Origin of the sequence: Ignatzschineria rhizosphaerae, from assembly GCF_022655595.1 — a bacterium.
Taxonomy (GTDB): Bacteria; Pseudomonadota; Gammaproteobacteria; order Cardiobacteriales; family Wohlfahrtiimonadaceae; genus Ignatzschineria; species Ignatzschineria rhizosphaerae.
The window spans coordinates 1315650-1341669 of record NZ_CP093379.1; the positions used below are offsets into that span (position 1 = coordinate 1315650).

At 38.9% G+C, this 26020-nt stretch carries 24 protein-coding genes; 6 read left to right on the forward strand and 18 right to left on the reverse strand.

The features are described 5' to 3' along the window. Positions 1-131 precede the first annotated feature (131 nt). The gene (locus MMG00_RS05715) at positions 132-713 is read right to left on the reverse strand and encodes a HutD/Ves family protein (RefSeq protein ID WP_242152670.1); all 582 of its coding nucleotides are present in this window, start codon (positions 711-713) and stop codon (positions 132-134) included. A 240-nt stretch (positions 714-953) separates the two neighbouring features. Here MMG00_RS05715 and glmS point away from each other — a divergent pair, with 240 nt between their 5' ends. Next, entirely contained in the window at positions 954-2795 is a 1842-nt protein-coding gene (gene glmS, locus MMG00_RS05720; protein WP_242152674.1) for a glutamine--fructose-6-phosphate transaminase (isomerizing), read from the forward strand. Positions 2796-2974: 179 nt separating this feature from the next. On the opposite strand, the gene MMG00_RS05725 is transcribed toward glmS, so the two are convergent. The 7 genes from MMG00_RS05725 to MMG00_RS05755 all read right to left on the reverse strand — a co-directional run bounded on the left by MMG00_RS05725 (position 2975) and on the right by MMG00_RS05755 (position 11821). Next, positions 2975-3526: a hypothetical protein gene (locus tag MMG00_RS05725; RefSeq protein ID WP_242152677.1), complete on the reverse strand. Its 552-nt coding sequence runs from the start codon at positions 3524-3526 to the stop codon at positions 2975-2977. Positions 3527-3640: 114 nt separating this feature from the next. Continuing rightward, the gene (locus MMG00_RS05730; RefSeq protein WP_242152681.1) at positions 3641-4753 is read right to left on the reverse strand and encodes a RelA/SpoT-related domain-containing protein; all 1113 of its coding nucleotides are present in this window, start codon (positions 4751-4753) and stop codon (positions 3641-3643) included. 134 nt (positions 4754-4887) lie between these two features. Further along, positions 4888-5973: an amidohydrolase family protein gene (locus MMG00_RS05735; protein ID WP_242152684.1), complete on the reverse strand. Its 1086-nt coding sequence runs from the start codon at positions 5971-5973 to the stop codon at positions 4888-4890. 177 nt (positions 5974-6150) lie between these two features. Beyond that, positions 6151-6792 carry a peroxiredoxin-like family protein gene (locus MMG00_RS05740; RefSeq protein WP_242152687.1) on the reverse strand — a complete coding sequence of 214 codons (642 nt, stop codon included), beginning with the start codon at positions 6790-6792 and terminating at the stop codon, positions 6151-6153. Between the two features lie 18 nt (positions 6793-6810). Further along, entirely contained in the window at positions 6811-7296 is a 486-nt protein-coding gene (locus MMG00_RS05745) for a MarR family winged helix-turn-helix transcriptional regulator (protein WP_242152690.1), read from the reverse strand. A 205-nt stretch (positions 7297-7501) separates the two neighbouring features. Beyond that, entirely contained in the window at positions 7502-10579 is a 3078-nt protein-coding gene (locus tag MMG00_RS05750; RefSeq protein ID WP_242152693.1) for an efflux RND transporter permease subunit, read from the reverse strand. A gap of 42 nt (positions 10580-10621) precedes the next feature. Next, positions 10622-11821: an efflux RND transporter periplasmic adaptor subunit gene (locus MMG00_RS05755; protein WP_242152696.1), complete on the reverse strand. Its 1200-nt coding sequence runs from the start codon at positions 11819-11821 to the stop codon at positions 10622-10624. A gap of 172 nt (positions 11822-11993) precedes the next feature. On the opposite strand from MMG00_RS05755, the gene soxR reads away from it, so the two are divergent. Together soxR and MMG00_RS05765 are read left to right on the forward strand one after the other, a co-directional pair. Beyond that, entirely contained in the window at positions 11994-12512 is a 519-nt protein-coding gene (gene soxR, locus MMG00_RS05760; RefSeq protein WP_242152699.1) for a redox-sensitive transcriptional activator SoxR, read from the forward strand. Positions 12513-12633: 121 nt separating this feature from the next. Then, the gene (locus tag MMG00_RS05765) at positions 12634-13305 is read left to right on the forward strand and encodes an epoxyqueuosine reductase QueH (protein WP_242152701.1); all 672 of its coding nucleotides are present in this window, start codon (positions 12634-12636) and stop codon (positions 13303-13305) included. Positions 13306-13425: 120 nt separating this feature from the next. On the opposite strand, the gene MMG00_RS05770 is transcribed toward MMG00_RS05765, so the two are convergent. The 5 genes from MMG00_RS05770 to MMG00_RS05790 form a co-directional block, all read right to left on the reverse strand. Next, positions 13426-13944: a hypothetical protein gene (locus tag MMG00_RS05770; RefSeq protein ID WP_242152703.1), complete on the reverse strand. Its 519-nt coding sequence runs from the start codon at positions 13942-13944 to the stop codon at positions 13426-13428. Positions 13945-14013: 69 nt separating this feature from the next. Next, the gene (locus MMG00_RS05775) at positions 14014-14520 is read right to left on the reverse strand and encodes a P-loop NTPase family protein (protein ID WP_242152706.1); all 507 of its coding nucleotides are present in this window, start codon (positions 14518-14520) and stop codon (positions 14014-14016) included. A 172-nt stretch (positions 14521-14692) separates the two neighbouring features. Then, the gene (locus MMG00_RS05780; protein ID WP_242152708.1) at positions 14693-16027 is read right to left on the reverse strand and encodes a nucleobase:cation symporter-2 family protein; all 1335 of its coding nucleotides are present in this window, start codon (positions 16025-16027) and stop codon (positions 14693-14695) included. Between the two features lie 240 nt (positions 16028-16267). Continuing rightward, positions 16268-17419 (reverse strand): hypothetical protein, encoded by a 1152-nt coding sequence (locus tag MMG00_RS05785; protein WP_242152711.1) that lies wholly within the window; start codon positions 17417-17419, stop codon positions 16268-16270. A gap of 100 nt (positions 17420-17519) precedes the next feature. Beyond that, positions 17520-17819: a lipopolysaccharide assembly protein LapA domain-containing protein gene (locus MMG00_RS05790; protein ID WP_242152713.1), complete on the reverse strand. Its 300-nt coding sequence runs from the start codon at positions 17817-17819 to the stop codon at positions 17520-17522. A gap of 439 nt (positions 17820-18258) precedes the next feature. On the opposite strand from MMG00_RS05790, the gene MMG00_RS05795 reads away from it, so the two are divergent. Then, entirely contained in the window at positions 18259-20124 is a 1866-nt protein-coding gene (locus tag MMG00_RS05795; protein ID WP_242152717.1) for a hypothetical protein, read from the forward strand. A gap of 68 nt (positions 20125-20192) precedes the next feature. Then, complete coding sequence (gene greB, locus MMG00_RS05800) at positions 20193-20708, forward strand: transcription elongation factor GreB (protein WP_242152720.1); 516 nt, start codon at positions 20193-20195, stop codon at positions 20706-20708. A 104-nt stretch (positions 20709-20812) separates the two neighbouring features. Here the strand turns inward: greB and MMG00_RS05805 are convergent, their stop codons facing one another. From MMG00_RS05805 to ispG, 4 genes are all read right to left on the reverse strand, one after another. Then, positions 20813-22108, reverse strand: a complete 1296-nt coding sequence (locus MMG00_RS05805) for an arsenic transporter (protein ID WP_242152723.1) — start codon at positions 22106-22108, stop codon at positions 20813-20815. An 11-nt stretch (positions 22109-22119) separates the two neighbouring features. Next, complete coding sequence (locus tag MMG00_RS05810; RefSeq protein WP_242152726.1) at positions 22120-22482, reverse strand: ArsR/SmtB family transcription factor; 363 nt, start codon at positions 22480-22482, stop codon at positions 22120-22122. A gap of 452 nt (positions 22483-22934) precedes the next feature. After that, complete coding sequence (trmB, locus tag MMG00_RS05815; RefSeq protein ID WP_242152729.1) at positions 22935-23633, reverse strand: tRNA (guanosine(46)-N7)-methyltransferase TrmB; 699 nt, start codon at positions 23631-23633, stop codon at positions 22935-22937. Next, positions 23608-24834, reverse strand: a complete 1227-nt coding sequence (gene ispG, locus MMG00_RS05820) for a flavodoxin-dependent (E)-4-hydroxy-3-methylbut-2-enyl-diphosphate synthase (protein WP_242152732.1) — start codon at positions 24832-24834, stop codon at positions 23608-23610. The genes trmB and ispG overlap by 26 nt, the downstream gene beginning before the upstream one ends. Positions 24835-24970: 136 nt before the next feature. Between ispG and hemJ the strand changes: the two genes are divergently transcribed. Next, positions 24971-25408, forward strand: a complete 438-nt coding sequence (gene hemJ / locus MMG00_RS05825; RefSeq protein WP_242152735.1) for a protoporphyrinogen oxidase HemJ — start codon at positions 24971-24973, stop codon at positions 25406-25408. A 107-nt stretch (positions 25409-25515) separates the two neighbouring features. Here the strand turns inward: hemJ and MMG00_RS05830 are convergent, their stop codons facing one another. Then, entirely contained in the window at positions 25516-25974 is a 459-nt protein-coding gene (locus MMG00_RS05830) for a peroxiredoxin (protein ID WP_242152738.1), read from the reverse strand. Positions 25975-26020 lie beyond the last annotated feature (46 nt).

Genomic DNA, 26020 nt, shown 5'->3' on the forward strand with positions numbered 1-26020 from the left:
AAAAAAGCTTTGGCAATGTTAGGGATTCCCTTTCACTACCAAAGCTTTCTTAATCTGATGAGATGACTCTTAATAAATCAGATTAAATCATCGACCGTTAAATCATCTCAAAATCTTTACTATCTCAACGATTACTTTTTATATACTTCTGTCACTAACATACACACATCTTTCTCAGCTTCACCTGTTAAGACGATATCCGCACCATCACGCTCTTTAAAGAGTACTGAATCATATTCAGCAAGCGTTACCACATCGCCTTCAAATACAAGTTTGCAACCTTCAAAAACAGTAATTAAAGTGAAATCGCCTTTACGGTTATACACTTCCCCATTTTTAAGGGTGACACAAGCTAATTCATGCGAAACAGATGCATCGCGGCTCATCACGTTATAATCTAATACAGGGCCATCTGCGCTCAAGACTTCTGCATGATCCCCGCCATCAAATGTCACAACAGGACCTTGAAAAGCCAATCTCTTTTGCGCTTCACCTAATTTAAGCTCCGCACTTTTTCCTGAAAGCACGCTTAAACTTCTAGAAACCCCAGGATAATGGGAAAAACTACCAGGGAAGATAATTGCTGCAGCACTCACGCGCCATTCAAAGTTTGAAAGATCTGCATCTAATGGCCAAATCACGATTTGACGCGTTGTTCCTAATCCATTTTTCCAAGGCTCTTCATTTAATGTGCTGTATTTGATGAGTTCCATATTGCTTTTAAGCCCTCTTATCTTATAGATCGTAAAATTATCAATTTGTTGTAAGTTTCTACTGATTTTTTCAAATCTTGTATTTCTTAATGATTGCTACAATGATATTGATTTTTAGCGCTTTTTGCAAAGATTCTTCCCTTTTTTCTCATCCTTTAGGAGATTTTATTTTTTTATTGGGATTTTCATGAAAAAACCTTAAAATATGCTCTTTAAACACTCAAAAGGATGATCTATACAATGTGTGGAATTTTTGGCGCAATTAGTCACAATCACAACATTCTTCCCACCCTTTTAAATGGATTAGAGCAGCTCGAATACCGCGGCTATGATTCTGCAGGTATTGCCTTTTTAACAGATCATCATCTTGAGCGTATTCGCGCTATTGGACGAGTTGAAAATCTTAAAGAAAGCGCTGCTAACTATCAAAGCCATATCGCGATTGGGCACACTCGCTGGGCAACGCATGGCGGCGTTAGTGTTGAGAATGCGCATCCTCATCGATCTGAACATCTGATGATTGTGCATAACGGCATTATTGATGCCTATGAAGAGCATAAAAAACGCCTAACTTTAGAAGGTTACCAATTCACTTCAGAAACGGATACCGAAGTTTTAGTGCATCTTCTTCATGAAGCGATGCAATCAACCCATGATCTACTATTAGCGGTCAAAAAAGTTGTTCAAAGCGTGACCGGCAATTATGTGCTTTTAGTCATGAATCAAAATGATAGCGAATCGCTTATCGCTACGATGCAAGGTTGCCCCTTAATCCTCGGCCTAAAAGAGGATACAACTTTTATCGCCTCTGATATTGCGGCGATTATTCCTGAAACCAATCGCCTTATCTATCTTGAACAAGGGGATTGTGTTGTGATGAAAGCTGGTAATATCGCTTATTTTAGTAATCAAGCCGAGCAGATATTAACGTCACAAGAGATTGCAGGAAAAATCCAAATCTCAGATCTCTCCACAGAGAAACTCGATATTGGGCATTATGAGCACTTCATGCTAAAAGAGATCTTTGAGCAGCCTCATGTGATCGAAAAAACTGCGTTAAAAGCGCTAGAGCAAGAGTTTGCCCCATCACTCTTTGGTGATAAAGCCCCCGCAATCTTCCCAGAAGTAAAGCGCATTCAAATCCTTGCTTGCGGCACCTCTTATTTTGCTGGGATAGTGGCAAAATATTGGCTAGAGACGATTGCCAAAATCCCTACCATTGTTGAAATCTCTAGTGAGTATCGTTATCGAGAGGTTATTATTGAAGCAGGGACAATGATTGTGACTATCTCGCAATCAGGGGAAACGCTAGATACAATCGAAGCTAAAAAACATGCCTTTGAAAATGGGGCTTTTGCCTCACTTGCTATCTGTAACGTTAAAGAGAGTGTTCTCCCAAGAACCAGTGATTGCCGTTTCTATACCGAAGCCGGCATTGAAGTTGGCGTTGCCTCCACCAAAGCATTTACCACGCAATTAACAGCGCTCTTTATCCTTGCTAATGCGCTTGCCAAATCCCAAGCAAAACTCACTGAAAAATTACTACAAACCAATCTACAAAGACTCCATGAATTGCCGGCAATGATTGCTCAGAGCTTTAACTGCCAAGAAACTGCCAGCCAGTGGGGAGCGCTACTTCAATCTGCAAAAAGTGCGCTCTATCTTGGTCGTGGAATTCATTTCCCCATTGCGGCAGAAGGGGCGTTAAAACTCAAAGAGATCAGCTATATTCATGCAGAGTCTTATCCTGCCGGCGAGCTAAAACATGGCCCGCTTGCGCTTGTGGATGATCATATGCCAATTATTGCCCTATTACCTCATGATGCGCTATTTGAGAAAGTTCGCGCCAATTTACATGAAGTCCTCGCCCGTAAAGGTAAACTCTTCATCATCACCGATAGCAAAGTCCCACTTGATGATCTTAAAGGCGCGCACATCATGCATGTGCCGGAAGTTAGCGATGCACTAAGCCCGATCTTGCTCACCATTCCCGTACAACTTGTCGCTTATTATGCGGCGCTTGTGCGAGGTGAAGATATCGATAAACCAAGAAACCTTGCTAAATCGCTAACGGTTGAGTAGTTATAATCACTTTATTAATTGATTAGGCACTTTTAAACCGATTTTTTATATTAAATGGTAGTTCTAATATAAAAAAGGAATAAGAAATTCTTCAATTTACCAAAATTTTTAAACAAATTTTTTATAAACGCAACAATGATATAAGCCAAATCCTCTAAGAGTGATTTGGCTTTTTATTATCAATAAGGTATTGCATTAATAGATCCCTGCTTTTTAGGTAACACAAAAAATAATGCAACACTACTAATGATGAATCCATAAATTCCAGCAGTAACGATATTTCCACTCAGAATTATCACAACAATATCAAGTAGCAGACTAAAAACTAAAATTGTCAAAAATGTTCGCTCTAACCGGAAAATCAGAATCAGCAAAAATAGTATCAAACCGACCGGCAAGGACCAAGTCAGCCCATAGATTATCACTCCCATAATAACGATTCCTACAAATTCCCGTATATGGACATCGGCATCTACCTCAAGTAAAAATAACGATAGAAATGGAAGCAATATCCCAAACAATAATGTCGGATAAAGAACAGAGGCTACGAAGAGATACCATTTTTCTCTACGACTAAAAATTCGTCGATTCTTATCATCTCTTCGAATACCTAAAGAGAGCGTTAAAGTATCTGAAAACTGATTACGATAACGGTAAAACCATATGGCAAAAACAAATAGAAAAATTAAAACAGTAACAGCAAAGATAAAACCTACATGTTGAATGACCATTTATAACTTCTCCGCATGCTCATTAATTGATGAGCAATACCCACTATTTTTCTGCTACAAAATCGCAATCTTATCGCAATCAGATTCTGAAAATTCCATTATCTAGATGATAGTCTACTCCTTATTTTCTATCGCCGCCTCTTGCCCACAATTATAGCAAGGTGCATGGCTCTCTTCCCCTACCGCGATAATTCTAAAGTCACCAAGGCATTCCCGGCAAAGCGGAATAATGGCATTCCCCTTAATATAGCGATCAGAAACAACATCATTTGAAACCTGATAATAAACGACATTCGATGGCGAAATATCTAACAGCTTCATAAAATCATCAGCATAATGCCGGCGATGCTCTTTCAGTTTATACACAGCATCACGCAATGCTTGTAAGTTCTCTAAATTAGGGGCTTCTTCCATCTGCCTAAATTGCTTATCAATCTCATCATCGTGCGCTTCAATTTCTAACTTCATCGCCACAAACTGATTAATAAACCCTTGAGTCTGCTTCTCTTTATGCATCTTAAGTTTTTTAATGATTCTGATGGAATTTGCCATCTCATCTGCAAAAGAGGCTGAGCTATTAAAGAGCTTTAAAAAATGCTCAATATCCGGATCATCAGAGAGATTAGGATAACGTATGATATGATCAATCTCGCTCCAACCCTCTTCAAACAGTGTACGCATCTGAATCTCTGTATAAACTCGATCATCCTTATCACCTGTTTCGATAATATAGTGGATAGATCGATAGCCAACATCATGCTCTTTTTTAACAAACTGACTATCAGGAAGGTAGCTCGTATCATCCCCTAAGCGATAAAAATAGGTTGGCGTTTCATAAAAATGATATTTTTCACGAATATAATTATCGAGCATTAACGCATCATCTTTAAAAAGATGTAATACCCGAATCCCGATTAAGTCGGTAATAATATTGGCGTAATTCTCTACCGTAATATCTTGGTATTTTGCAGATTGTTGCAGTTGTTTTCTTAAAATTTTTGCCATCAAATGCTCTGGATCTTTTATCCGCCAGCGCACTGAATGCATATGTTTATTTAAGAGTAATTTTGACGCTATATGAGATGCCGCAATCGACAACTCACGATCTTGTGATTCATGGTGCTTACCGATCTCTAACAGATCTTCCCACTGAATTTTAGTACGGCTAAAAGTATCAATCGGAAGGTGGTATTCTGTTAAAAACTCTTCAGGTGTCCAATTATTCATAATGACTCAACTTTGATTAACAAGTGAATCATTATCGCAAAGAAATCTTAGCATTACCTTAAAATAGAACTTTTAGTTCAATATCTTAAACTTAACCCCTTCATCCTAAACACTAATTTTAGCCTGCATGATACTTACTGAATCTCCGCCTTTTTCGAATAATTGGGTAATAATGCCAATATATTGTCAGAGGCAACTTTCTTTGCAACAGGTGCCGGCAATGCTTGTAAAAACTTATTAAAGTCTTGAATAATTCTAGGTTGAGAGTCAAATTTTCCAACTACATCTGATCCTAAAACAAAGCGATTAGGATATTGCGTTACTAAATCAACCCATTTTGGATTAGGTTCTCCATTTTTCAATAATAGATACTCATCTAACATCGTCCAAGAGAGATCTATATAAAGATTAGGATAATCTGCTAGTAGCTCTGAAACTAAAGTATGTAAGAATGTTAAATAGCCTTGTTGCCGGTGAATCGCTTGACTTGTGCCGGCATGCGCCCAGATAAAGTTTACTTTAGGATATTCACTTAACGCATCCGTTAACTCCTCTTCATATATCGGAAGACGCTCGCGCTTTGAAGTGATATTGCTGTGAAGCACCACCGGCAACTGATACTCTTGCGCTACTTGATACACTTTCATCATCGCTTCATTGTTCACTCTTGGCGGCACATCCATCATCAATGCCGTTAAATCATCGTGACGCGTAAAAACTTCACCAATGCCTTGCCAGAAATCAGGATGACGCTCTAATAACTGACGAATATACTTTGCTGCATGTTTATCATTAGGATTAAATCCTGTAATAAAAGGAATTAAACGTGCCTGATTCTTAGGTGATGCTTGAGTCACTGCATCATAGACTAAAAAATCGGTTGCGCTATACCAATAAACGGGCGCATCATCTCCAGCATAGTAGCGAGGTTTTTGTGGCTCATCTTCATGCCACTGCTTTGCCACCGGAATACCCATAATGACGCTATGACTGATATTGCCTTGATCCATATTGTCAATTAATGCCGGAATGCCCTCTGAATCTTGAAAAAAATCGACTAAATGAACATGACTATCAATATAGCTGCGTTCACTTGCGATGCTTAATGATGTCATCATCAAAATAACCATCGGCAATGACTGAAAAAGTGGCTTTAATTTCACAAAAAACCTTAAAACCACCAATGATAAAATCACGACTAATTTTGGCTGCAGTTTCATTATAATCCTTAAACTTGACTGGCATAAGTTCATAGTTAAACCCTATCAAGTTAGAATTATCTACGCAATCAACAACGAAGCATCTTTACTATCAATACCATACCTCAAAATCTCTAAGAGATTGATCATAAAGCCGATAATTACGTAGCGATCAACAATTAAGAGAAAGCACAAAAATTATGCAATTATTGGTAAAACAATCTTGGGCTCCGCCCGCATCATATAATTAGCATCCACGAAGGCATAACTGATTTTCCCAGTTGGCTCAATAATATAAGTTGCGGGTATCGGCAATTTAAAAGAATCATCACCATTAAACTCGTTTAAATCTGCGCCAATAGCTTTATAGATCTCTTGAATAGAAGATTCCAACTGAAATACTAAACCAAACTTTTGCGCTTTCTCATTATCGGCATCGGTAACAAACTGGTGATTTAATCCTTGAGCTTCCTTCAATTGATCATTAAAGCGCTTTTTTTGCGGAGAGATAAAGAGAAACTGCGATGCGTTCATCTCTTTTGCGGATTCTGAAAAAAGCGTTTGATAAGCTTCAAGCTCTGCCATGCAAAATGGGCACCAATTGCCTCGAAAGAAGTTAAGAACGACTGTGCCATTTTCTAATAAGCTTGCAAGATCTGTCATTTTACCATCAAGCTCTATCTCAAAATTAGGAGCCATATCCCCCACTTTAAGCGCTTTATCAGCAATATTAGAAGCCATTAATGATTGTAGGCTCTCCCCAAAGGCTGCTAAAATCTCTGCCGGCACTTGTGTTGCTAGATCTTTTTGTATCGCTTGTAATTTTTGTTCGAGTTTCATTGTTTATCCTTAGCGCATTTAAAAATTATGAATAACATTATGGGTAATTTTGTCTAAAAGTAGGTTTAATTGGCTCTTTTCTTCATCCGTTAAAGGAGAAGCTATCGCTTCTATCCAAGCCGTATGCTCCTTTAGCGCTTCAGCTATCACCATTTCGCCTTTCGCCGTTAAGCTCACGGCATATTTACGTCTATCTTCCGGCACGCTCTCTTTTTCAATTAATTGATCTTTAAAAAGAGCATTCAGTTGTTGGGTCATCGATCCTTTTGAAACGCCGCAAAACTCAGCGATCTCAAGCGGTGATAACGTCCCTTTTTTCTGAAGTAACGTTAAAACTAATAATCTAGACTCCGATAATTGATATTTCTCCAATCTCTCAGCACAGGATCGATCGATCACTTTAGTGGTTGATAAGAGCTTCATGCAAAGCGCAAGATTATTGAGCTCCTGCGCCTCCTTATTCCCTGTTAAGGCAATAAATGTTTGGTATTTTTGGTCTAACATTAATAACTTTCCAAAATATAGTAAGTATACGTATTAATTTTAGAGAATCATAAATGAAGATAAAAAAACTGTCAATTAAAATCGATTGGAGCTTTAGTACAAACAATAAAAAGCCTAGCGAAAAGGAGGAGAACGCTAGGCAGTTTTTTTGTCTTAAGCTTATAAGTTGGCTATTTAATTAACGCTATGTAGTTAACCCATCTGACTAATGACTTTTTAAAACCTTATCAATCTCCATCTGTCGGTAGTTTTCACCACTATTTTGCAAATCCCTACCTAACCACAGATAAATCAATGGTAAGACAAATAGCGTAAAGATCGTACCGATTAACATACCGGTAATAATCACCAGTCCTAATCCTGAGCGGCTTACCGCGCCGGCGCCACTTGCAAAAAGCAGAGGAATTAACCCAAAGACTAAGGCTGCAGTTGTCATAATCACCGGGCGAAGACGAATTTTTGTCGATTCGATAATGGCGTTGAGCTTTGATAACCCCTCTTCTTGTAGGTTATTGGCAAACTCCACAATTAAAATTCCATGCTTACTAATCAGCCCAATTAGCGTCACAAGCCCGATCTGGGTATAGATATTGAGGCTCGCAAAACCCAAAGCTAATGGTAGTAATGCCCCGAAGATTGAGAGAGGAACCGTCATCAAAATAATAAAGGCATCTTTTACCGATTCATACTGCGCCGCTAACACTAAGAAGATCATCATAATCGCGGCCATGAAGGCATAGACTAACGCATTGCCCTCTTGCGTAAATTGGCGCGAATCAGATTGCCAATCATGGCTAAATTCAGCAGGCAAGTCTGCCATTAGACCTTCCAGAAAAGTCACCGCTTCGCCCATTGTGATATCGGGCGCTAAAATAGCTTCTAACGTTGCCGCATTTTGCTGATTAAATTGCCCTAGCTGATTCGGCTCGACTTTCTCATGGATATTAATGAGTGTTGAAAGCGGAATCAGATCGCCACTCATTCCCCGAACATAGTGTGAATTGAGTTTAGAAACCACATCTCGCTGATCTGGCATACTTTGAGGAATCACATCATAAGCGCGCCCTTCCATGCCAAAGCGGTTGATATAATTCTCCCCCACTAAAATAGAGAGTGAATCGCCAATCTCCTGCAAAGAAACCCCTAAAGAGGCGGCTTTAAGGCGGTCAATCTCAATCTCCACTACGGGATTATTATAGTAAAGATTACTATCTACCACGACAAATAAACCGCTCTCCCATGCTTTCGCTTTTAGCGCTTCGATCTCATTATAAAGGCTCTCATAATCCCCCGGCGTTCTTAGTACTAATTGCACCGGCAATCCGCCCGATGATCCTGGAAGCGCCGCTAGTTGAAAGACGAAGATCGAGCTTCCTTCTACATCATTGACGCGCGCTTGTAGCTCAGATTGCACCTCAGCTGCGGATCTACTTCGTTTATCCCACTCATGAAGAATAATTCCCCCGATGCTACTAGAAGGAAGTGCGCCGCCATTAATGATCCAGCTACTTTCTGTTTCTGGAATCGATCTAAAGATCTCTTCCAGCTTTAAATTAAATTTCTCGGTATACGCTAAATTACTATGTTGCGGCCCTTTAACGGCTGTTAGTAAGTTTGCCTGATCTTCCATCGGCGCTAACTCTTTCTCAGCACTTTGATAGAGATAAGGAATTGAAGCCACGATTGCAATAATCATCATGCTCGTCACCATTTTATAGTTCAAAGAACCTCGTAGTAACTTTTCATAACCATTGGCAAATGCCGTAAAGAATTTATCTGCCAATTTAGCCATTTTACCAGCATCACTTTGTGGCTTTAAAAGATAAGAGCTCATCACCGGCGATAAGGTTAAAGCTATCACGCCAGAAACTAACACAGATCCCGCGAGCGTTAATGCAAACTCTTTAAAGAGTGAGCCCGTTAATCCGCCCATAAAACCAATCGGTGCATAAACAGCGGCAAGCGTAATGGTCATGGCGATCACAGGTCCCACAACTTCTCTTGCAGCGATAATGGAAGCTGCTACTGGAGATTTTCCTTCATCAATATGCCGATGAATATTCTCCACAACAACAATCGCATCATCAACCACAAGCCCTATTGCTAAAATCATGGCAAGGAGCGTTAATAAATTCACCGAAAAACCAAATAGATACATCAATCCTGCAGCGCCAAGCATCGATAACGGAATCGTTGCAACCGGAATCAATACACTTCTAAAAGATCCTAAACAGAGATAAATTACTAAAACGACAATCACCAATGTTTCAAAGAGCGTTTGAATCACGGCATTAATCGAAGCATCAATAAAACGGGCTGTTTCAAAAGAGAGATTAACCGCCGCACCGGCCGGCAAAGTCTTCTCAATTGCCGGTAATAGCTTTTTAATGCCATCAACAATGACAAGAGGGTTCGCACTTGGCGTCGGGAAAAATCCTAAATAAACCGCAGAAGTCCCATCATGAAATGCGCTCGTATCTGTAGAGGCTGAAGTGAGCTCTACAACAGCGACATCTTTTAATCTCGATACCCCCGTTTCATCTTGAGTAATCACAAGTTCCTCAAACTCTTTAAGAGAGCCTAAATCACTATTAACCCGAATATTGGTAATCACATATTCGCCATCTATTCTCCCGGGCGTTGCTTGATAGTTATTACGAAGCAATGCTCTTGAGAGATCTGATGCGGTTAAATTTCGCCCGGTGAGTTTATCAACGTCCACCCAAATTCGCATCGATAACTCTTGCCCGCCGTAAACGGTAAGCTTAGCAACGCCTGGAATCCCAGAAAAAAGCGGCTCAACAACGCGCGAGATATATTCTGTCATCTCAGATGCCGGAATCTCGGCGCCAGAAAAAGCAACGTAAGCCACTGCCGTTGAATCCCCTGCCGTTCTTTCAATCACAGGGTCATACGCTTCTTTCGGCAATTTATAACGAATCTGATTCACTTTTGCCATCGCTTCAGTTAATGCAATGCTTGAATCTTGATTGAGTAACATTCTTGCCGTGACAACGCTCATACCATCGGTTGATGTTGAGGTAAGATAATCAATTCCTTCAACTGATGAGACCGCATGAGAGATCGGTTGGGTGATAAACCCTTGGATCATCTCCGCAGAAGCGCCGGGATAACTCGTTGAAACCGTAATCGTTGAACTTTCTAATAAAGGATATTGGCGAATGGGTAATTTATTAAATGCAAAAATCCCAATCATCACCATCAATAAGCTGATTGCAAGTGATAAGATGGGTCTTGCTATAAAAAGATCTGTAAATTTCATATTTTTTCCTATTGATCTAACTAACTTGATCAGTCTGATCTTTTACTGCGTTGCCATGTTACTAATAGCAAATTGCGGCACTTCAAAGGATAAAGTATCGCTCTCAACTACCTCGACAAAGGCGCCATCACCAAGCTTATGCTGCCCTGAAATGACAACCTTTTCACCGGCATTGATGCCCTTTGTAATTTCAACAAAACCTCGCTGTTTCTCCCCAATCTCAACACGCACGGCTTTCACTTGCTCAGAGCCATCTTCATTTTTTTGCATCACTAACACAGAGCTACCATAAATCGTATAAGTTAATGCCGTTTCCGGGATTAAGAGCGCATCAATTGCTTCCCCTTCTACAAACGCTTTGACAAACATACCGCTTTTAAGTTCTGGGTAAATTTCTGCAATATCTTTTTCTGCTGAATTTCTCGCAATAACCGTCGCTTGCACAGAGATTAAACGTGCATTACTAATTAAGGGATCAATGGCGGATACTTTTGCCGGATAGGAGCGATTTAAAGCGCTAATATAGAGCTCAGCGGGCTGATCTACGGTTAAAAATTCCGCATACTTTTCATCTAAGGTAAAGTTTGCACGAAACTCAGACCCATCCACTAAAGTTGTGAGTTTTTGTCCCGGATTAATAATATCGCCAAGATGAACTTGCTTAATACCAATCGTTCCTGAAAATGGTGCACGAATCGCTTTTTCGGCAATTGCGGCATCTATATTGGCAAGAGAGGCATCGATCTGCATTAATTGAGAATAAGCCTCATCATATTTAGAGACATCTACCGCTTTCTCTTTCACTAAACGCTCATAACGCTTTACTTGCGTTTCAATATAATGGCGCTCAGCAACTAATCTTGCCCGTTCACTCTTTTCTCGCTGATCATTGAGCTGGACTAATAATTGCCCCTTTTGAACAACTTCCCCTGATTCAAAATTGATCGACTCAACACGCCCCGAAACTTCGGAAGCAATCCATACTTCATTAATAGCTTCTAATTCCCCAACCCCCTCAAAGAGATTAGGAAGCTGATAATACTGCGCATCAAAAAGTGCGACCTTTGCCGGCGGATAAGCCCATCCACCCTCCTTAGCCAGCAGATAACCTTTTAAATTATATCCGCCAATAGCAATAACTCCCATAATGGCAATTATCAGAAGATTCTTGCCTCTTTTAGACTGAACACCTTTTTGTGATGCAGACTTTTTCGCTTCATGAAGCTGATTTACCTGATTCATTTCCCTATTTCCTTATGTTTAAATATTGATTTCATAGAAGTTAACTTCCTGAAATGCCTCTTAAATGAACTTGTGATAATTGCTGGGAAGTATAAAACCTCAACTTAACTTGAGGTCAAGCATCAAAAATGAGATATTTAGGGAGCATTAAACTATTTAAGAAGGGGAAATTATGGCAACCACCAAATATGATACAAATCGGCTCATGACGATTGGAGAGGTTTCTGAAAGAAGTGGCGTTCCCATCTCTACCATTCACTTTTATGAAGAGAAAGGATTAATCAAAAGTACCCGAAATGCTGCCAATCATCGCCGCTTTCGCTCTTATGTCTTACGATATATCGCCATTATTAAAATTGCGCAGCTTACCGGCATCTCGCTAGCGGATGTGAAAAGAACATTAGGTGAATATCCTGAAGATGCAAAACTCAATGTTGATGCTTGGCAGAAGATCTCCTCTTCATGGCGAGAGGATTTAGATGCAAGAATCACTTATCTGATTCGTCTTCGAGATGAGCTTGATAGCTGCATTGGTTGCGGCTGCTTATCGATGGATAGCTGTCCGCTTCGCAATCCAAATGACTTCTTAGGCGAGAAACAATCAGGGCCTGTTATTTTAGAGCGAGATCTTGATACAAAGCGTGATGATCTATTACCGGAGTTTCAAGATCTACATCCTATTACCAAATAACCTCTTACCAAAAAAATGATCAGAAATTACACGCAAAGGTAGCTATTCGTTAGCGCCCTCTCTATAATTTCTCTCCATAAGGATAGAAAATCATTACAATAACTCACAAGGAATGGAGATTATGCAAGAATTTGTTCGTGAAAAACTAACGCTTCCCAATGATGGAAAAAAATTATTACTCCACTCTTGTTGTGCCCCTTGCTCCGGCGAAGTGATGGAAGCGATGGTTGCTTCAGGGATAGATTTTACAATCTACTTCTATAATCCCAATATTCACCCCTTAAAAGAGTATGAGATCCGCAAGGAAGAGAATATCCGCTTTGCCGAGAAATTTGGCATTCCTTTTATTGATGCAGACTATGATCGTGATAACTGGTTCGAGCGCGCAAAAGGAATGGAGATGGAGCCTGAGCGTGGTATTCGTTGCACCATGTGTTTTGATATGCGCTTTGAAAGATCAGCACTTTATGCTTATGAAAATGGCTTTGATGTGATGACAAGCTCACTTGGCATCTCTCGCTGGAAAGATATGAACCAGATTAATGATTGTGGCGTTCGCGCGGCTGATAAATACCCAGGATTAACCTACTGGGATTATAACTGGCGTAAAGGCGGCGGCTCTGCAAGAATGATCGAAATCAGTAAGCGCGAAGAGTTCTACCAACAAGAGTATTGTGGTTGTGCTTACTCACTACGAGATACAAATAAATTCCGTAGAAGCCGTGGTAGAGATTCAATTAAACTTGGTGTTCTCTACTATACCAACGATCAAAAAACACAGACAGAGCAGTAAGTATTCCTAAATTTAATCTGCAATAGATTCCTTACCCCCTTTAAAAAACTGCATATATTGCCGGCATTTAAAGAGGGTTATGATTATTATAGTTTAGGAAAAAACTATAAAGGCTTATCGTTACTCTTTACACTCAACTTCAAATGGGCCGGATGATAAAACCCGAAGCGCATCAATACTCGCGTACCCTTCTGCTGTTTTAGGTCCAAAATAACCAATAGATGTTGCTTGCACCTTAATAGGCCCTGTAACGGCGCATCCTTTTTCTTCAAACTTTGGATCATTTAAGTCTGTTTTAATGCCGAGATAAACAGCCGCTCTTGCAGTTTCTTGCGGCGTCATTTTAAAGTGTTTATTCAAAACAAAACGACTATTTTGTCCCTTATCAGGATTACCAATTAATACAGGTATCTTTGTTAGATCTTTTTCCGCAATATCAAACTCAAAGCGATAGCCAAAAAGAGAGCTAGGCTCATAGTAGAGTGTTCCCTCTAAAATTTGAGATCCCACATAATAACTATAATCCCCTTGCTCTAAGGCTTGCTGAAAAGGAATTTCTGTAAAACTCGCATCATCCGTTTGGGCTTGTGCGGTCACCCCAAAACCTACTAGTAAAGCGCTTAAAATCAATTGTTTCATAACTTCCTCCCATCCATTAACTTTTATCATCACCTTTTCATTTTAACGAATTAAACAAAAATTACCTGATTAAAGTCCACAGCAATCTAAATTATCAATTGTCTCAATACATTCTGCCGCATCCGCCACAACGACTAACTTATTCAAAAAGACGGGGTTTTCCTCAAAAAAGTGATCTAAGCGAGCCTCAAATTTTTTAGAAAACTTTAATAATTCAATTGTGTTTTTCCAGCTCTCTATAGGCTTTTTCTTGGTCAATTTAGCCAAAAGATACCGTTTAACTAAACGAAAAACTATACGCGAATACGGAGTTTTTACCCGAAAAATCACAGAAGAAGCCTCAAAAAATGCCATCATCCGTCTATCATATGCGCCTTCCATGATCCATTCATTTTGCTTTAGGATCAGCGTGATTTGATGACTCATGACTTCTTCTTGATTCTTCACATAATTATCTTGCGTTAAATCCCAATAGATAGCATCAAACTCATAAGCTTTTATTGCATAATGGCTTCCAAGTGCTGCTGCAATTGTACTTTTCCCAACACCTGATGGCCCAACGATCGCTATCTTCATTATAAACACCTCTTTTAATACACTTTTAATAGCCGATTAATCTTTGAATAAAAAAGCGAAAGATCATGATTATCTTTCGCTTTTTGGCAATGTATTCGTTTAAATAACAGTAGATAAACATCAATAGATGTATCATTTTTAACTATTTATAAGTTTTAATGACGATTTATCATTACTCTTCATCTTGAACGATTTCACGCCCTGGCAAAATAAGATTTAAGATAAGCGCTGAGAGTGAACCAACTGTAATTCCTGACTTAAAGATGACTTGAATAAACTCTGGTAAATCATTCAATACTTCAGGGCGCATGGTGACCATTAAGCCCAAACCAAGTGATACAGAGATGACAAGACCATTACGTTTATTAATCTCCACACGGCCAAGTACTTGAATACCGGCTGTAATAATCATTGCAAACATCATCAATCCCGCGCCTCCCAATACAGGTAGCGGAATTGAAACAACTAATGCCCCAAAAATTGGGAAGATCCCGGCAAGCACTAATAAAACACCCGCCATCGCAACAACAAAGCGGCTAGCAACCCCTGTTAAAGAGATAATACCGATATTTTGCGCAAAAGTTGAAAATGGTGTTGTCGACATTAATGCCGCAAAAGCAGAACCTAAACCTTCACACAGGATTCCGCTCTTCATGCGTTTGCCAGATACTTTCGTCTGTGTTGCTTCACCTAGTGCTAAAAAGTTCCCACTTGATTCAACAATGGTGACAAGGTAGGCAATACTCATCCCAATAATACCGGAAATTGGAAATGCAAAACCGTATTCAAAGAGTTTTGGAAGGGCGAATACAGGTGCTTCTTCAATACCAGAAAAATTAATTAAGCCTAGTTCAAGTCCAAAACCTTTCTCTAAAACAATTACAGCAATATAGCCGACAACCATTCCAATAACGATTGAAGCGGAAGCAAAAATCCCTCTTCCCCATTGTGTTAAAGCAATCACCACAAAAAGGACAAAAAATGCTACTAAAAGATTAGAAGCCGAAGCATATTGTGTGCTTCCAACCTGGCCACCAGCAAACCAGTCAAGCCCAACTGGCAGTAGGCTTAACCCAATCATCGCCACAACCGTTCCTGTAACCACAGGTGGAAATAGCTTACGGATTTGCGGCATAAAGAAACTACCAATAATCATCACAAGTGAAGCGACTAATGAAGAGCCTAAAATGCCGGCAACCCCATATTCACTATTACCAATTGCAATAGCTGAGGCAACAAAGGTAAAACTTGTCCCCATAACTGCAGGTAATCTCAAACCTATTGGGCCAATACCTCTTGATTGTACAAACGTCACAGCACCTGAGACTAAAAGTGCGGCATTTACTAACGCGATTTTTTCTGCGCCACTTAATCCAAGTGCGCTACCAATCACTAAAGGAACAGCAATAATACCGCCTAAAGCGGCAAGGAGATGTTGAGCGGCAAGAAGGAGGGAGATACCAAAAGGAGGCTTATCTTCAAGATGATATAAAAGTTGGTCTTTCATGGAGTTGATGGGTCTCTAGATGAAAAGAAATGAGGAAAATTTTAGCTCAAAGGATCTACATTAAAATCCTAGAGGAACTATTAGGCGCATATTATACACCGATAAAATAAAAGGACCGGATAATTCATTAGCTTAATCAAATTTTTGTAAAAATTTAAGAGCATCTCGCCAAATAGCACCATAAAACTTAAAAGTGATAATCCTCGGTGATAAGGTTATCTCTCGCTATTAACACAGATCTTAATGCTTTACTTTAAGCGCCACGATATCCGTTACAGGAATTGAGCGATTCCACTCAAAACAGCTTGGGCAGCTCCACTGCATCGCTTTTGTGGTATAGCCACATGATTCACAACGAAACTGGGCATATTGGTCTAACATTTCTCTAAAAGTTTTCTCAACCAAAATCGCATCGGTGCGCTCTTGTTGATATTTTTGTAATTTATTAAGCAGCATCAAACCATAAAGATTACTCTCTTTTTTCAATACTGATTGTAAATACTCAACCCCCGCCTCAAACGATTCATTAAGAATCAAATAGTGTGTTTTCCATGCTTTTAACACAATATGATCATTCACGATAATGGCTCTCTCTAACCACTCGTAAAAATATTCAGGGCGCTTATTACGAGATGATAATTCATAAACCATCGGCGTAATCACCGGCAATAGCTCGGTTCTTTGACCCTCTATTAACATTAAAGATTCTAAAGAGGCCTCAAAATTTTCATAATAATAAAGGGCATAAGCTCGTATTAAATTAGCTCTCGCGCAATCATTATCGGCTAACAAAGCTTTATCAAGCCAGAGCGTTAAACGATCTAAATTAGGCGGATCTTGTAATAACAGCTCTTCTTCTGCTAGCTCACAATAAAGATGCGCCATTTCAGCTAATAGATCTTCTGTTAAAGGGGTTACCTGCTCCAACATCGCAATGCTTTGTAACCATTCGCGTTGTTGTTTATAGACTTTACTAAGCTTGAGAAGTGCTACTTTTTTATAATTTTCAGATTCTAATAGTAATCGTAAGGTACTCTCCCCACGATCGAGCATCCCTGCGGCTAAATAATCTTCAGCAAGGGAGAGATAAACTTTCTCTGTTAAAGCTTTAGTCGGTGCCTCTTTAATTAGGTATTCATGAAGATTTATCGCTTTATCAATCTCTCCACGTTTTCTAAAAACATCCCCTAACATTAAGCTGAAATTAAGGTTATCAGCATCATAATCAGGTGGTAATGTTAAAAGCTGATCATCAACCTCTTGGCTCTCTTCAATAAAATAACGAAGATTAAGATAGCGTAGCATCTTCTGTTTTTTGACATTATCTCGCTTAGCTGCCAGCCAACCAATCAAAAGTCCTAATGGTAAAAGAAGCCAAATATATTCAAACATAAATTAGTGCAAAACCACCACTTCGTGTAAATCACCATCCATAGACCAAAGCGATCGCCAATTGATGCCTCTTACTAAAAGCGTTATCTGACAACGATCATTATAAGACATGGGTCTTTCTTTTTAATTCTGCATTCTCTTTCTCAAGACGTTTTACAGAATTTTTTAACCCCATATTGCTAAAAACACGGGAGATATTTAAAAGTGCTAAAACCCCAATCGTAAAGAGTGCTCCTATCATAAAAATAACGCAGATAAAAAGAGAGGTATTTAAGGTCGCATCGCCAATAAGATAATTAAAAGAGACCTGGCTATCACGGTTAACATAGAAGACAATAAATACGACTGCAAAAATCAGCACCCAAACCGCAATTTTTAGCCAAAAATAGATACGCTTCATAATCTTATCGATCCTTTCCCATGTTCTATATATAATAACTGTGTCACTGTAGCATAATTTCATCATGCGAGCTTTGCATTTTACCCTTATCATGGTAAATTATAAAGCGTTATCGAAGATTGAAAATATAGTAAAGTATCTAACTTCTTAAGTATTCAAAAGACGAAAAGTATTTAATTTGCTAAATCCTCATTTAGCCTTGTCCACCTTAAGAAACATTACTGATCTCATAGCGCCTTTGATGCATATATTAAAATAACGCCTATGCAACGCTATGCGACCCTACTAAAACTTCTACTATAATAATTTGCTTCACCATATATATAATTTTAAATGATTAACTAATTGAACGAGAATAAGAACATCATCAATATTCTCTTTTTGATACTGAATATATTATAAAAAACAGACTTAAATGAATTCTATGAAAGAAACGATATTGACACGTTGGAACGATTTATCCGTGGCAGCGAAAGAAATCTTGCGCAATAAAGAACCTATAAACTTCTCTAATACGCCTCCTGCGCTAGAGCTACTGAGTCAAATTTCTCAACTAACGTCTCAAGATACTACTCAAAAGCAGCTCATTGTAACGTACCATATTAGTGATGCTATTTTTGTTCAAATGTTTCTTCAAGAAGCGAATCCTGATCTTACTATTGAAGCAATTTTACCTCACAAAATTAATACAGATATAGCTCTTGATACCAATATCATTATTGCCCCGTTCTCGCTCTTTTTAGTCAATGAGGCATGCCATGAAAAAATGCCACTTACTGAATTTGATACCATTACTTTTGATCAAAAAGTTGCGCCTGAATTTCTCACACAATACTTAATGGATCATGAGAGTTATAAAACACTCTTCAATGAAGATCATAAAGCCCTAATTCTCTTTACTGATTTCCAAAGTATTACCTCAGCAATATCGCCAGTTGAGGCGGTGAATCCTTTAGAGACAATTAAACCTAAAGGCGCCAAAATCTCTTTAGGCAAGTCTCAAGAAAAAGCCAAACAAAAAGAGAACGTTCAAGAGGACGTGACTGAAAAAACAGAAAAAGAGCTTAAAGCATTAAAAGACTCTAAGAAAAAAGTAGAAGCTACTGATAAAAAAGACGAGGAAGCGTCTATCAAAGAGCCTGCTAAAAAAGCAACGACCAAAAAAGATCAAAATCAGAGTATTGAAGATGAAAAAGCTATCGAGACCGCTGACCCTTCTGCATTTATTGCGGTAGTTGCCAGAAATGTACAACGCCAATATATTCGTGATTACATCCGTGAACATAATCTACAACATGTCTTAATCGTTACCCACAATCGTCAATCAGCGAGATTATTAGAAAAATATCTCTATCGTGCTCGTATTCGTAGCCGCGTTGTTCACGAAAAAATTGATGATGAAACTGCAACAAGCCTTTTTGATCGCTATAACGATGGTCAGTTTACAGCAATGATTTTAATGCACCGAGTGGTAGAGGAACTTGCTGCAAAAATTCAAAAATGTGATGCGGTTATTTTCTTAGATTTCCCAACGGTATATTCAGAATATGCAGAGCGCTTAAATTTTGTCCAAACAAACTTTAAGCCGCAGCACTTTATCTCAATCTCAACAGAGAATGATAGAGCATGGGTGCAAGCATTATTAGAAGAGTACCCTGATCTTAATCTACCTATTGAAGAGATTGATATTAAGCCCCCTAAAAAGCGCGACAATAAACCAAAGCCTAAACACGATAAAGCGCAGACAGTAGAGGCTGAAAATATCTCAGAAACACCTGATGCAACAGCTGTGGAAGAAACCTCTCCTCAAGAAAGTGAGAACGAAAAAGAAGATAATCCTCGTGATCGCCGAAACAATCGTCGTAATCAAGGCCGTCAAAATCGTAATGATCAGCGTAATGAACGTAATAATGATCGCCGTGACAATAAACCACGTAATAATCGTAGAAGACAAGAACAAGCAGCAAATAGCTCACAAAATGAGGGAAATCAGGAGTTTGGGGATAGCCAGAGCGATTTCTTTAGTGCTAACCAAGATGAGATTGTGAATCACAACCGCCTACCTTTTGAAGCAGGATCATTTGAAGCCAATATCGCTAGAGAAAATCGCCGTCGTGGACGCGATGCCTTTAATACCCCTGGCGGTATTGGTCAATCAACAAATGGTAACTTCTTGCAAAATATCACTCAAGGATTTAACCAAAACGGTAATAGTAACTCGCAACCTCAAAATAGACGTAGCAACAGCAGTAATAACAACAATAATAATCGCAATCGTCCAAGAAAAAATAACCGTAAGAAGTAAGTCGTTACTTGTTGGAATAAGACTCTTTATTGAGATCAACAAATAAAGATAAAAAGGATTAATAAAACATGGGGATTAACCTTATTACGCAAGAAGGGATGGAGATTCTACAAAAAGAACTCGATTTTTTATGGCGCATAGAACGCCCTGAGATCACACAAAAAGTGACTTGGGCCGCAGGATTAGGCGATCGTTCTGAAAATGCGGATTATCAATTTAATAAACAAAAACTTAGAGAAATTGATCGACGAGTTCGGCATCTTCGTAAGCGATTAGAAGTTCTTCGCCCTGTCCCTTATTCACCACAACAAGAAGGGAAAGTCTTCTTTGGCGCTTGGGTAAAATTAGTTGATGATGAAGATAATACACTCTTCTTTCGTATCGTTGGTGCTGATGAGATTGCGCATCATCAAGATTATTCATCTATTAATTCACCGATTGCTAAATCCTGTCTTGGCAAAGAGATTGATGATGAGGTCTATGTACAGACAGAGCTTTTAAAAAAACGTTGGTATATTGATAATATCTTTTATGGTGCACCGGAATTAGTGAAAGAAAAAATCATTGCTGCTAAAGAGAAATAGCAAAAAATTTGCTGTTAAGTTATGACAAAATTATTAAAAGGGCTAATGATAAATCGTTAGCCCTTTTTGAATCGCTTATTACGCCATTTTAATAACCTCTATGATTAAAAAAACGTCAAACGCAGCACCAGCGCACTTAAAGTTACAAATAACACCGGCAATGTTAAAACTATACCTACCCTAAAATAGTAGCCCCAAGTAATTTTCATATTCTTAGTCGCTAATACGTGAAGCCATAGTAATGTTGCTAAACTTCCTATCGGCGTAATTTTAGGCCCTAAATCACTACCAATAACATTCGCATAAATCATCGCTTCTTTTGTTAATCCTGAAGCTGTTGAAGCATCTATCGATAATACACCGATTAAGACAGTGGGAAGATTATTCATCACTGAAGAAAGCGCTGCCGAGATAAATCCTGTGCCTATTGCCCCGCTCCAAACCCCGTGATCTGAGAGCTTATTCAACATCAATATTAAATAATCCATAATGCCAGCATTACGTAGTCCGAACACCACCAAATACATTCCTAATGAAAAAATCACAATTTGCCATGGCGCAGAAACGATCACCTTTTTAACATTAATAATCTTTTGTTGGCGTGCAATCAATAACAAGGTACAAGCGCCAATGCCGGCAATTGCACTAACAGGAACATTAATCATATCGGAGATAAAAAATCCGATTAATAGCAATACTAACACTATCCAACCTGCGATAAATGTCCGGTAATCTTTAATGGCTGATTGCGGTTTTGCTGTCAAATAGATCTGCTTAGCAGGATATTGAAAAGCGAGATCTTTACGATAAAAGAGATAAAGCACCATTAATGTCGCAATAATCGAGACCATATTTACAGGAATCATCACGGATGCATATTCCCCAAAACTAATATTGTAATAATCAGCAGAGACGATATTCACTAAGTTAGAGACAGTTAAAGGTAAGCTTGCACTATCTGCAATAAAGCCAGCTCCCATCACAAATGCCAATGTCGACGCGCGACTAATCCCTAGCTGCACTAAGATCGCCATTACAATGGGCGTTAAAATAAGCGCAGCTCCATCATTTGCGAAAAAAGCTGAAATTACTGCACCAAGTAAAATCATCAAAAGAAAGAGCTTGCGCCCACTGCCACCACCAAAATGTGCAATATGGAGCGCAGCCCATTTAAAAAATCCAGCTTCATCTAACAGTAAGCTAATGATAATAATTGCAATAAATGTTAAAACAGCATTCCAGATAATATCCCAGACAATTATAATATCTGAAAATTCAATGACCCCAAAAATAAGCGCAATAATAGCCCCAAAGGTTGCACTATAGCCAATACCCAGCCCTTTAGGCTGCCAAATGACTAAGGTAATTGTTATTATAAAAATCACTAAAGCTAAAATCATCTTTGACTCACCTACTGTACACGCTTAGCATTAGAAAAAAGTTGCATTAATTGCGGATAATCACTCGGTGAAATATCACAACAACCACTCGACTCTACGCAACAAGCATCTAAGAGAAAGTTAATTAAGGTAAAAACTTCCGGCATTTTTATACTATAACGTACAAATCTTCCCTCTTTTTGCATCTTAATCACGCCAGCATGATAGAGGGCTTTTAAATGAAAAGAGAGATTTGTATTGGGTAAATCAAGCTTTTCTGCAATATCACCTGCAACTAAACCTTGATCTCCATGTTGTACTAATAACTTAAAAATTTGTAGCCGCACTTTTGAAGATAAAGCTTCAAAAATAATCGCTGCTCGATCACTATCCATAATGGTTCTCTTATTGTCGATTGAGGATGTTACTTGTTAGTAGCGTAGCACACTTAATTTCAATATTTCAATAATATTTGAAATATTGAAATTATGTTCAAAACAGGCTGATTTAAATGCAAAAAAATTAATAGTGAAATAAGATCAATAGAAGACTTGCTATAGTGATATAGCAGAATCAATTTAAAAGCAATTGAATCAGATTGCCGGCATATCAGTTATGAGAAGCGCAAGAATCGTTCTATCCGGCATCTTGCAAGCTAATTTGACAAACTCTACACTGCTTTACTTTTAAAATCGCGTTCCTTAAACCAAATTGGCTATATTTGGATTCCAAAAGCGCTTTCAAAGCAACATTTAAAAGTACTTTATGAAAAAAGAAAAAAGCGGTAACTTTTTATCGCGCCGCTTTTGAAATCTTTAATAAAGACCTTTACCTATTTAGACCTTGCCTATTTCTTTAAAAAGACTAAATCCCAAACACCGTGACCTAAACGAATCCCGCGCGCTTCAAACTTTGTTGGCAAACGATGCGTTGGATTTTCAACAAATCCTTCCACACTATTTTCATAATCTGGCGCTGCTTGCATCACTTCCATCATATGCTCAGCATAAGGTTCCCAATCAGTTGCTAAGCAGAGTCTGCCACCTTTTTGGAGTTTTTGAGCAATAAGCGCAACAAATTCTGGCTGAATAATACGGCGCTTATTATGTTTTTTCTTATGCCAAGGATCGGGGAAAAATACTTGCACACATTCCAAACTCCCATCGGGAATACAATTTTTTAAAATATGTACCGCATCATAATCAATGGCACGAATATTTTTTAAATCACGCGCCTCCACATCTAATAAAAGACGACCAACCCCCGGGCGGTGAACTTCTAACCCTAGGAAATCACGCATAGGATCTGCTTCTGCCATATTAGAAAATGACATACCATCACCAAAGCCGATCTCTAAAGTTCGAGGTGTACCAGTGCGGCCAAATAAAGCATCAAGATCCCAAAGCCCATCAACCTTATCATGCGTAATAAGATAAGGACTTTCTGCTAAGATACGCTCTTGCCCTTTCGTTAAGCGCCCTTCTCTTTTGACAAATGAGCGAATCGCACGAAGCGGTCTATTACTGTTGTTTTCTGTATTTTCCATCAATATATTCGTTTATTATCTGTTTAAATTCATTAGCGATATTCTCGCCTTTTAATGTTACTGAGCGCTCACCATCTACATAAACTGGCGCGACAGGTTTTTCCCCATTTCCCGGCAAGCTAATACCAATATTAGCCATTTTTGACTCGCCAGGGCCATTAACAATACAGCCCATGACGGCAACGACCATCTTTTCAACGCCATCATATTCTGTTTTCCAAGTGGGCATATTATTATCAATATAAGATTGTATCTCTTGTGCTAGATATTGGAAATCATCACTACTAGTACGTCCACAACCTGGGCATGCAACCACTTTTGGCGTAAAAGCGCGGATCTGAAGACTTTGCAAAATCTCTTTCCCCACTAATACTTCTTCAGTTCTCGGAGCATTGGGCTCTGGCGTTAATGAGATACGAATCGTATCACCAATGCCTTGCTGAAGCAGAACGGCTAAGGCTGACGCTGAAGCGACCGTTCCTTTCATCCCCATTCCCGCTTCTGTTAAACCTAAATGAAGTGGTACATTTGTTTTACCCGCAATATCTTGATAAACCTTAATGAGCTGTTGGCTTTGACTTACTTTGACAGAGAGAATAATACTCTCATCTGTCATTCCGATATCTTTTGCAAAAGCGATACTTTCAAGCGCTGAAACAATCATCGCTTCACACATCAATTCATCATTGGATAAAGGCATCGCCTTTTTTAAATTCTCATCTAATAGGCGCTTTAAAACCTCAGGATCTAAGCTTCCCCAGTTAACGCCGATACGGACAGGTTTTTGATGCTTTAAGGCTTCTTCCACGATTAACGTAAACTGCTCATCTTTACGGGCGCCTCGCCCCACATTTCCTGGATTAATCCGTAGCTTAGCAAGCGCTTTAGCGCAAGCTGGCTCTGCCTGTAAAAGACGATGACCATTAAAGTGAAAATCCCCAACAACCGGCGTTGTATAGCCTAATGTATCGAGCTTTTCGACAATAAACGGTACAGCTTTTGCCGCAGCTTCAGTATTTACCGTCACTCGTACTAATTCAGATCCTGCATCGGCAAGCTCAATAATTTGAGAAACTGTGGCATCTACATCTTCTGTATTGGTGTTCGTCATCGATTGCACACGGATCGGATACTCTGATCCAATTCCGATATTGCCCACCATTACTTGGCTTGTAGGTCGTCTTTTAATGGTAAAAACCATGAAACAATCCTTTAAAGGTAATAAAAATATTTGCGAGCTATTATCGCTAATATCGCGTCATTGCACAAGGGGACCTTCTGCCCGATTCTTTGATATAATCATATTTCCCAAATTAGGCAGTCAATAAGGTTTTATTATGTCGTATCTTGTTTATAAAGCATTACATATCATTTTTATGGTGACTTGGTTTGCAGGGCTCTTTTATCTCCCGAGAATCTTTGTCTATCACGCCTCTAATAAGAGCCCTGATACGAGCGAAACCTTCAAAGTAATGGAGAGAAAGCTGATGATCATGACCAACATTGGCGGAGCACTAACAATTATCTTTGGGCTCATTTTAATTATGAAAAACCCGGCTTTAATGAAAATGGGTTGGCTTCACTTTAAACTCACGCTTGTCTTTTTGCTCTTAATTTATCACTACTTTTGCTATCACTATGTTTTAGCTTTTAGGCATGATAAAAATAGACATAGTCATAAGTTTTACCGCTACTTCAATGAATTTCCGAGCCTAATCTTAATTATGGTTGTTTTTTTAGTGATCTTAAAAGGGATTCCTTTTATTCATTTCTAAAGCGAAGTACTCAATAGCTCACAAACAGCAAAGGATCACTTAAAAGTGATCCTTTTTTATGCATTAATATTTATCCCTAATGGTAATTTAACTTACTTTAAGGCAAATTAAAGCGCCTTCACTGCCGCTAATACTTCCTCTGCATGCCCCGGTACTTTTACTTTTCGCCATTCTTGTAAAATCTCCCCTTTGTTATTGAGAATAAATGTACTGCGCTCAATACCAAAGCCGATCTTACCGAACATGTTTTTCTCTTTAATCACATCAAAAGCTTTACAGAGTGTCTCATCAGGATCTGAAAGAAGTGGGAACTGCAGGTCAAATTTCTCTACAAATTTAATATGAGAATTTTTACTATCACGAGAAGCCCCTAATACGGCACAGTTAAGCGCTTTAAATTCCGCTAAAAGCTGATTAAAATCTTGCACCTCATTACTACAGCCTGGCGTATTATCTTTTGGATAAAAGAAAAGCACGATGTGATCGGCTTTAAGCTCAGACAATGCCACCGCCTCTGTTTGTGTTTCATAGGCTGTTGTAAATACTGTTTTAGCTAATTGCGCCATTTTTGTACTCCGTTTCATATAATTAAAGGTTGATTCAATTCACTTT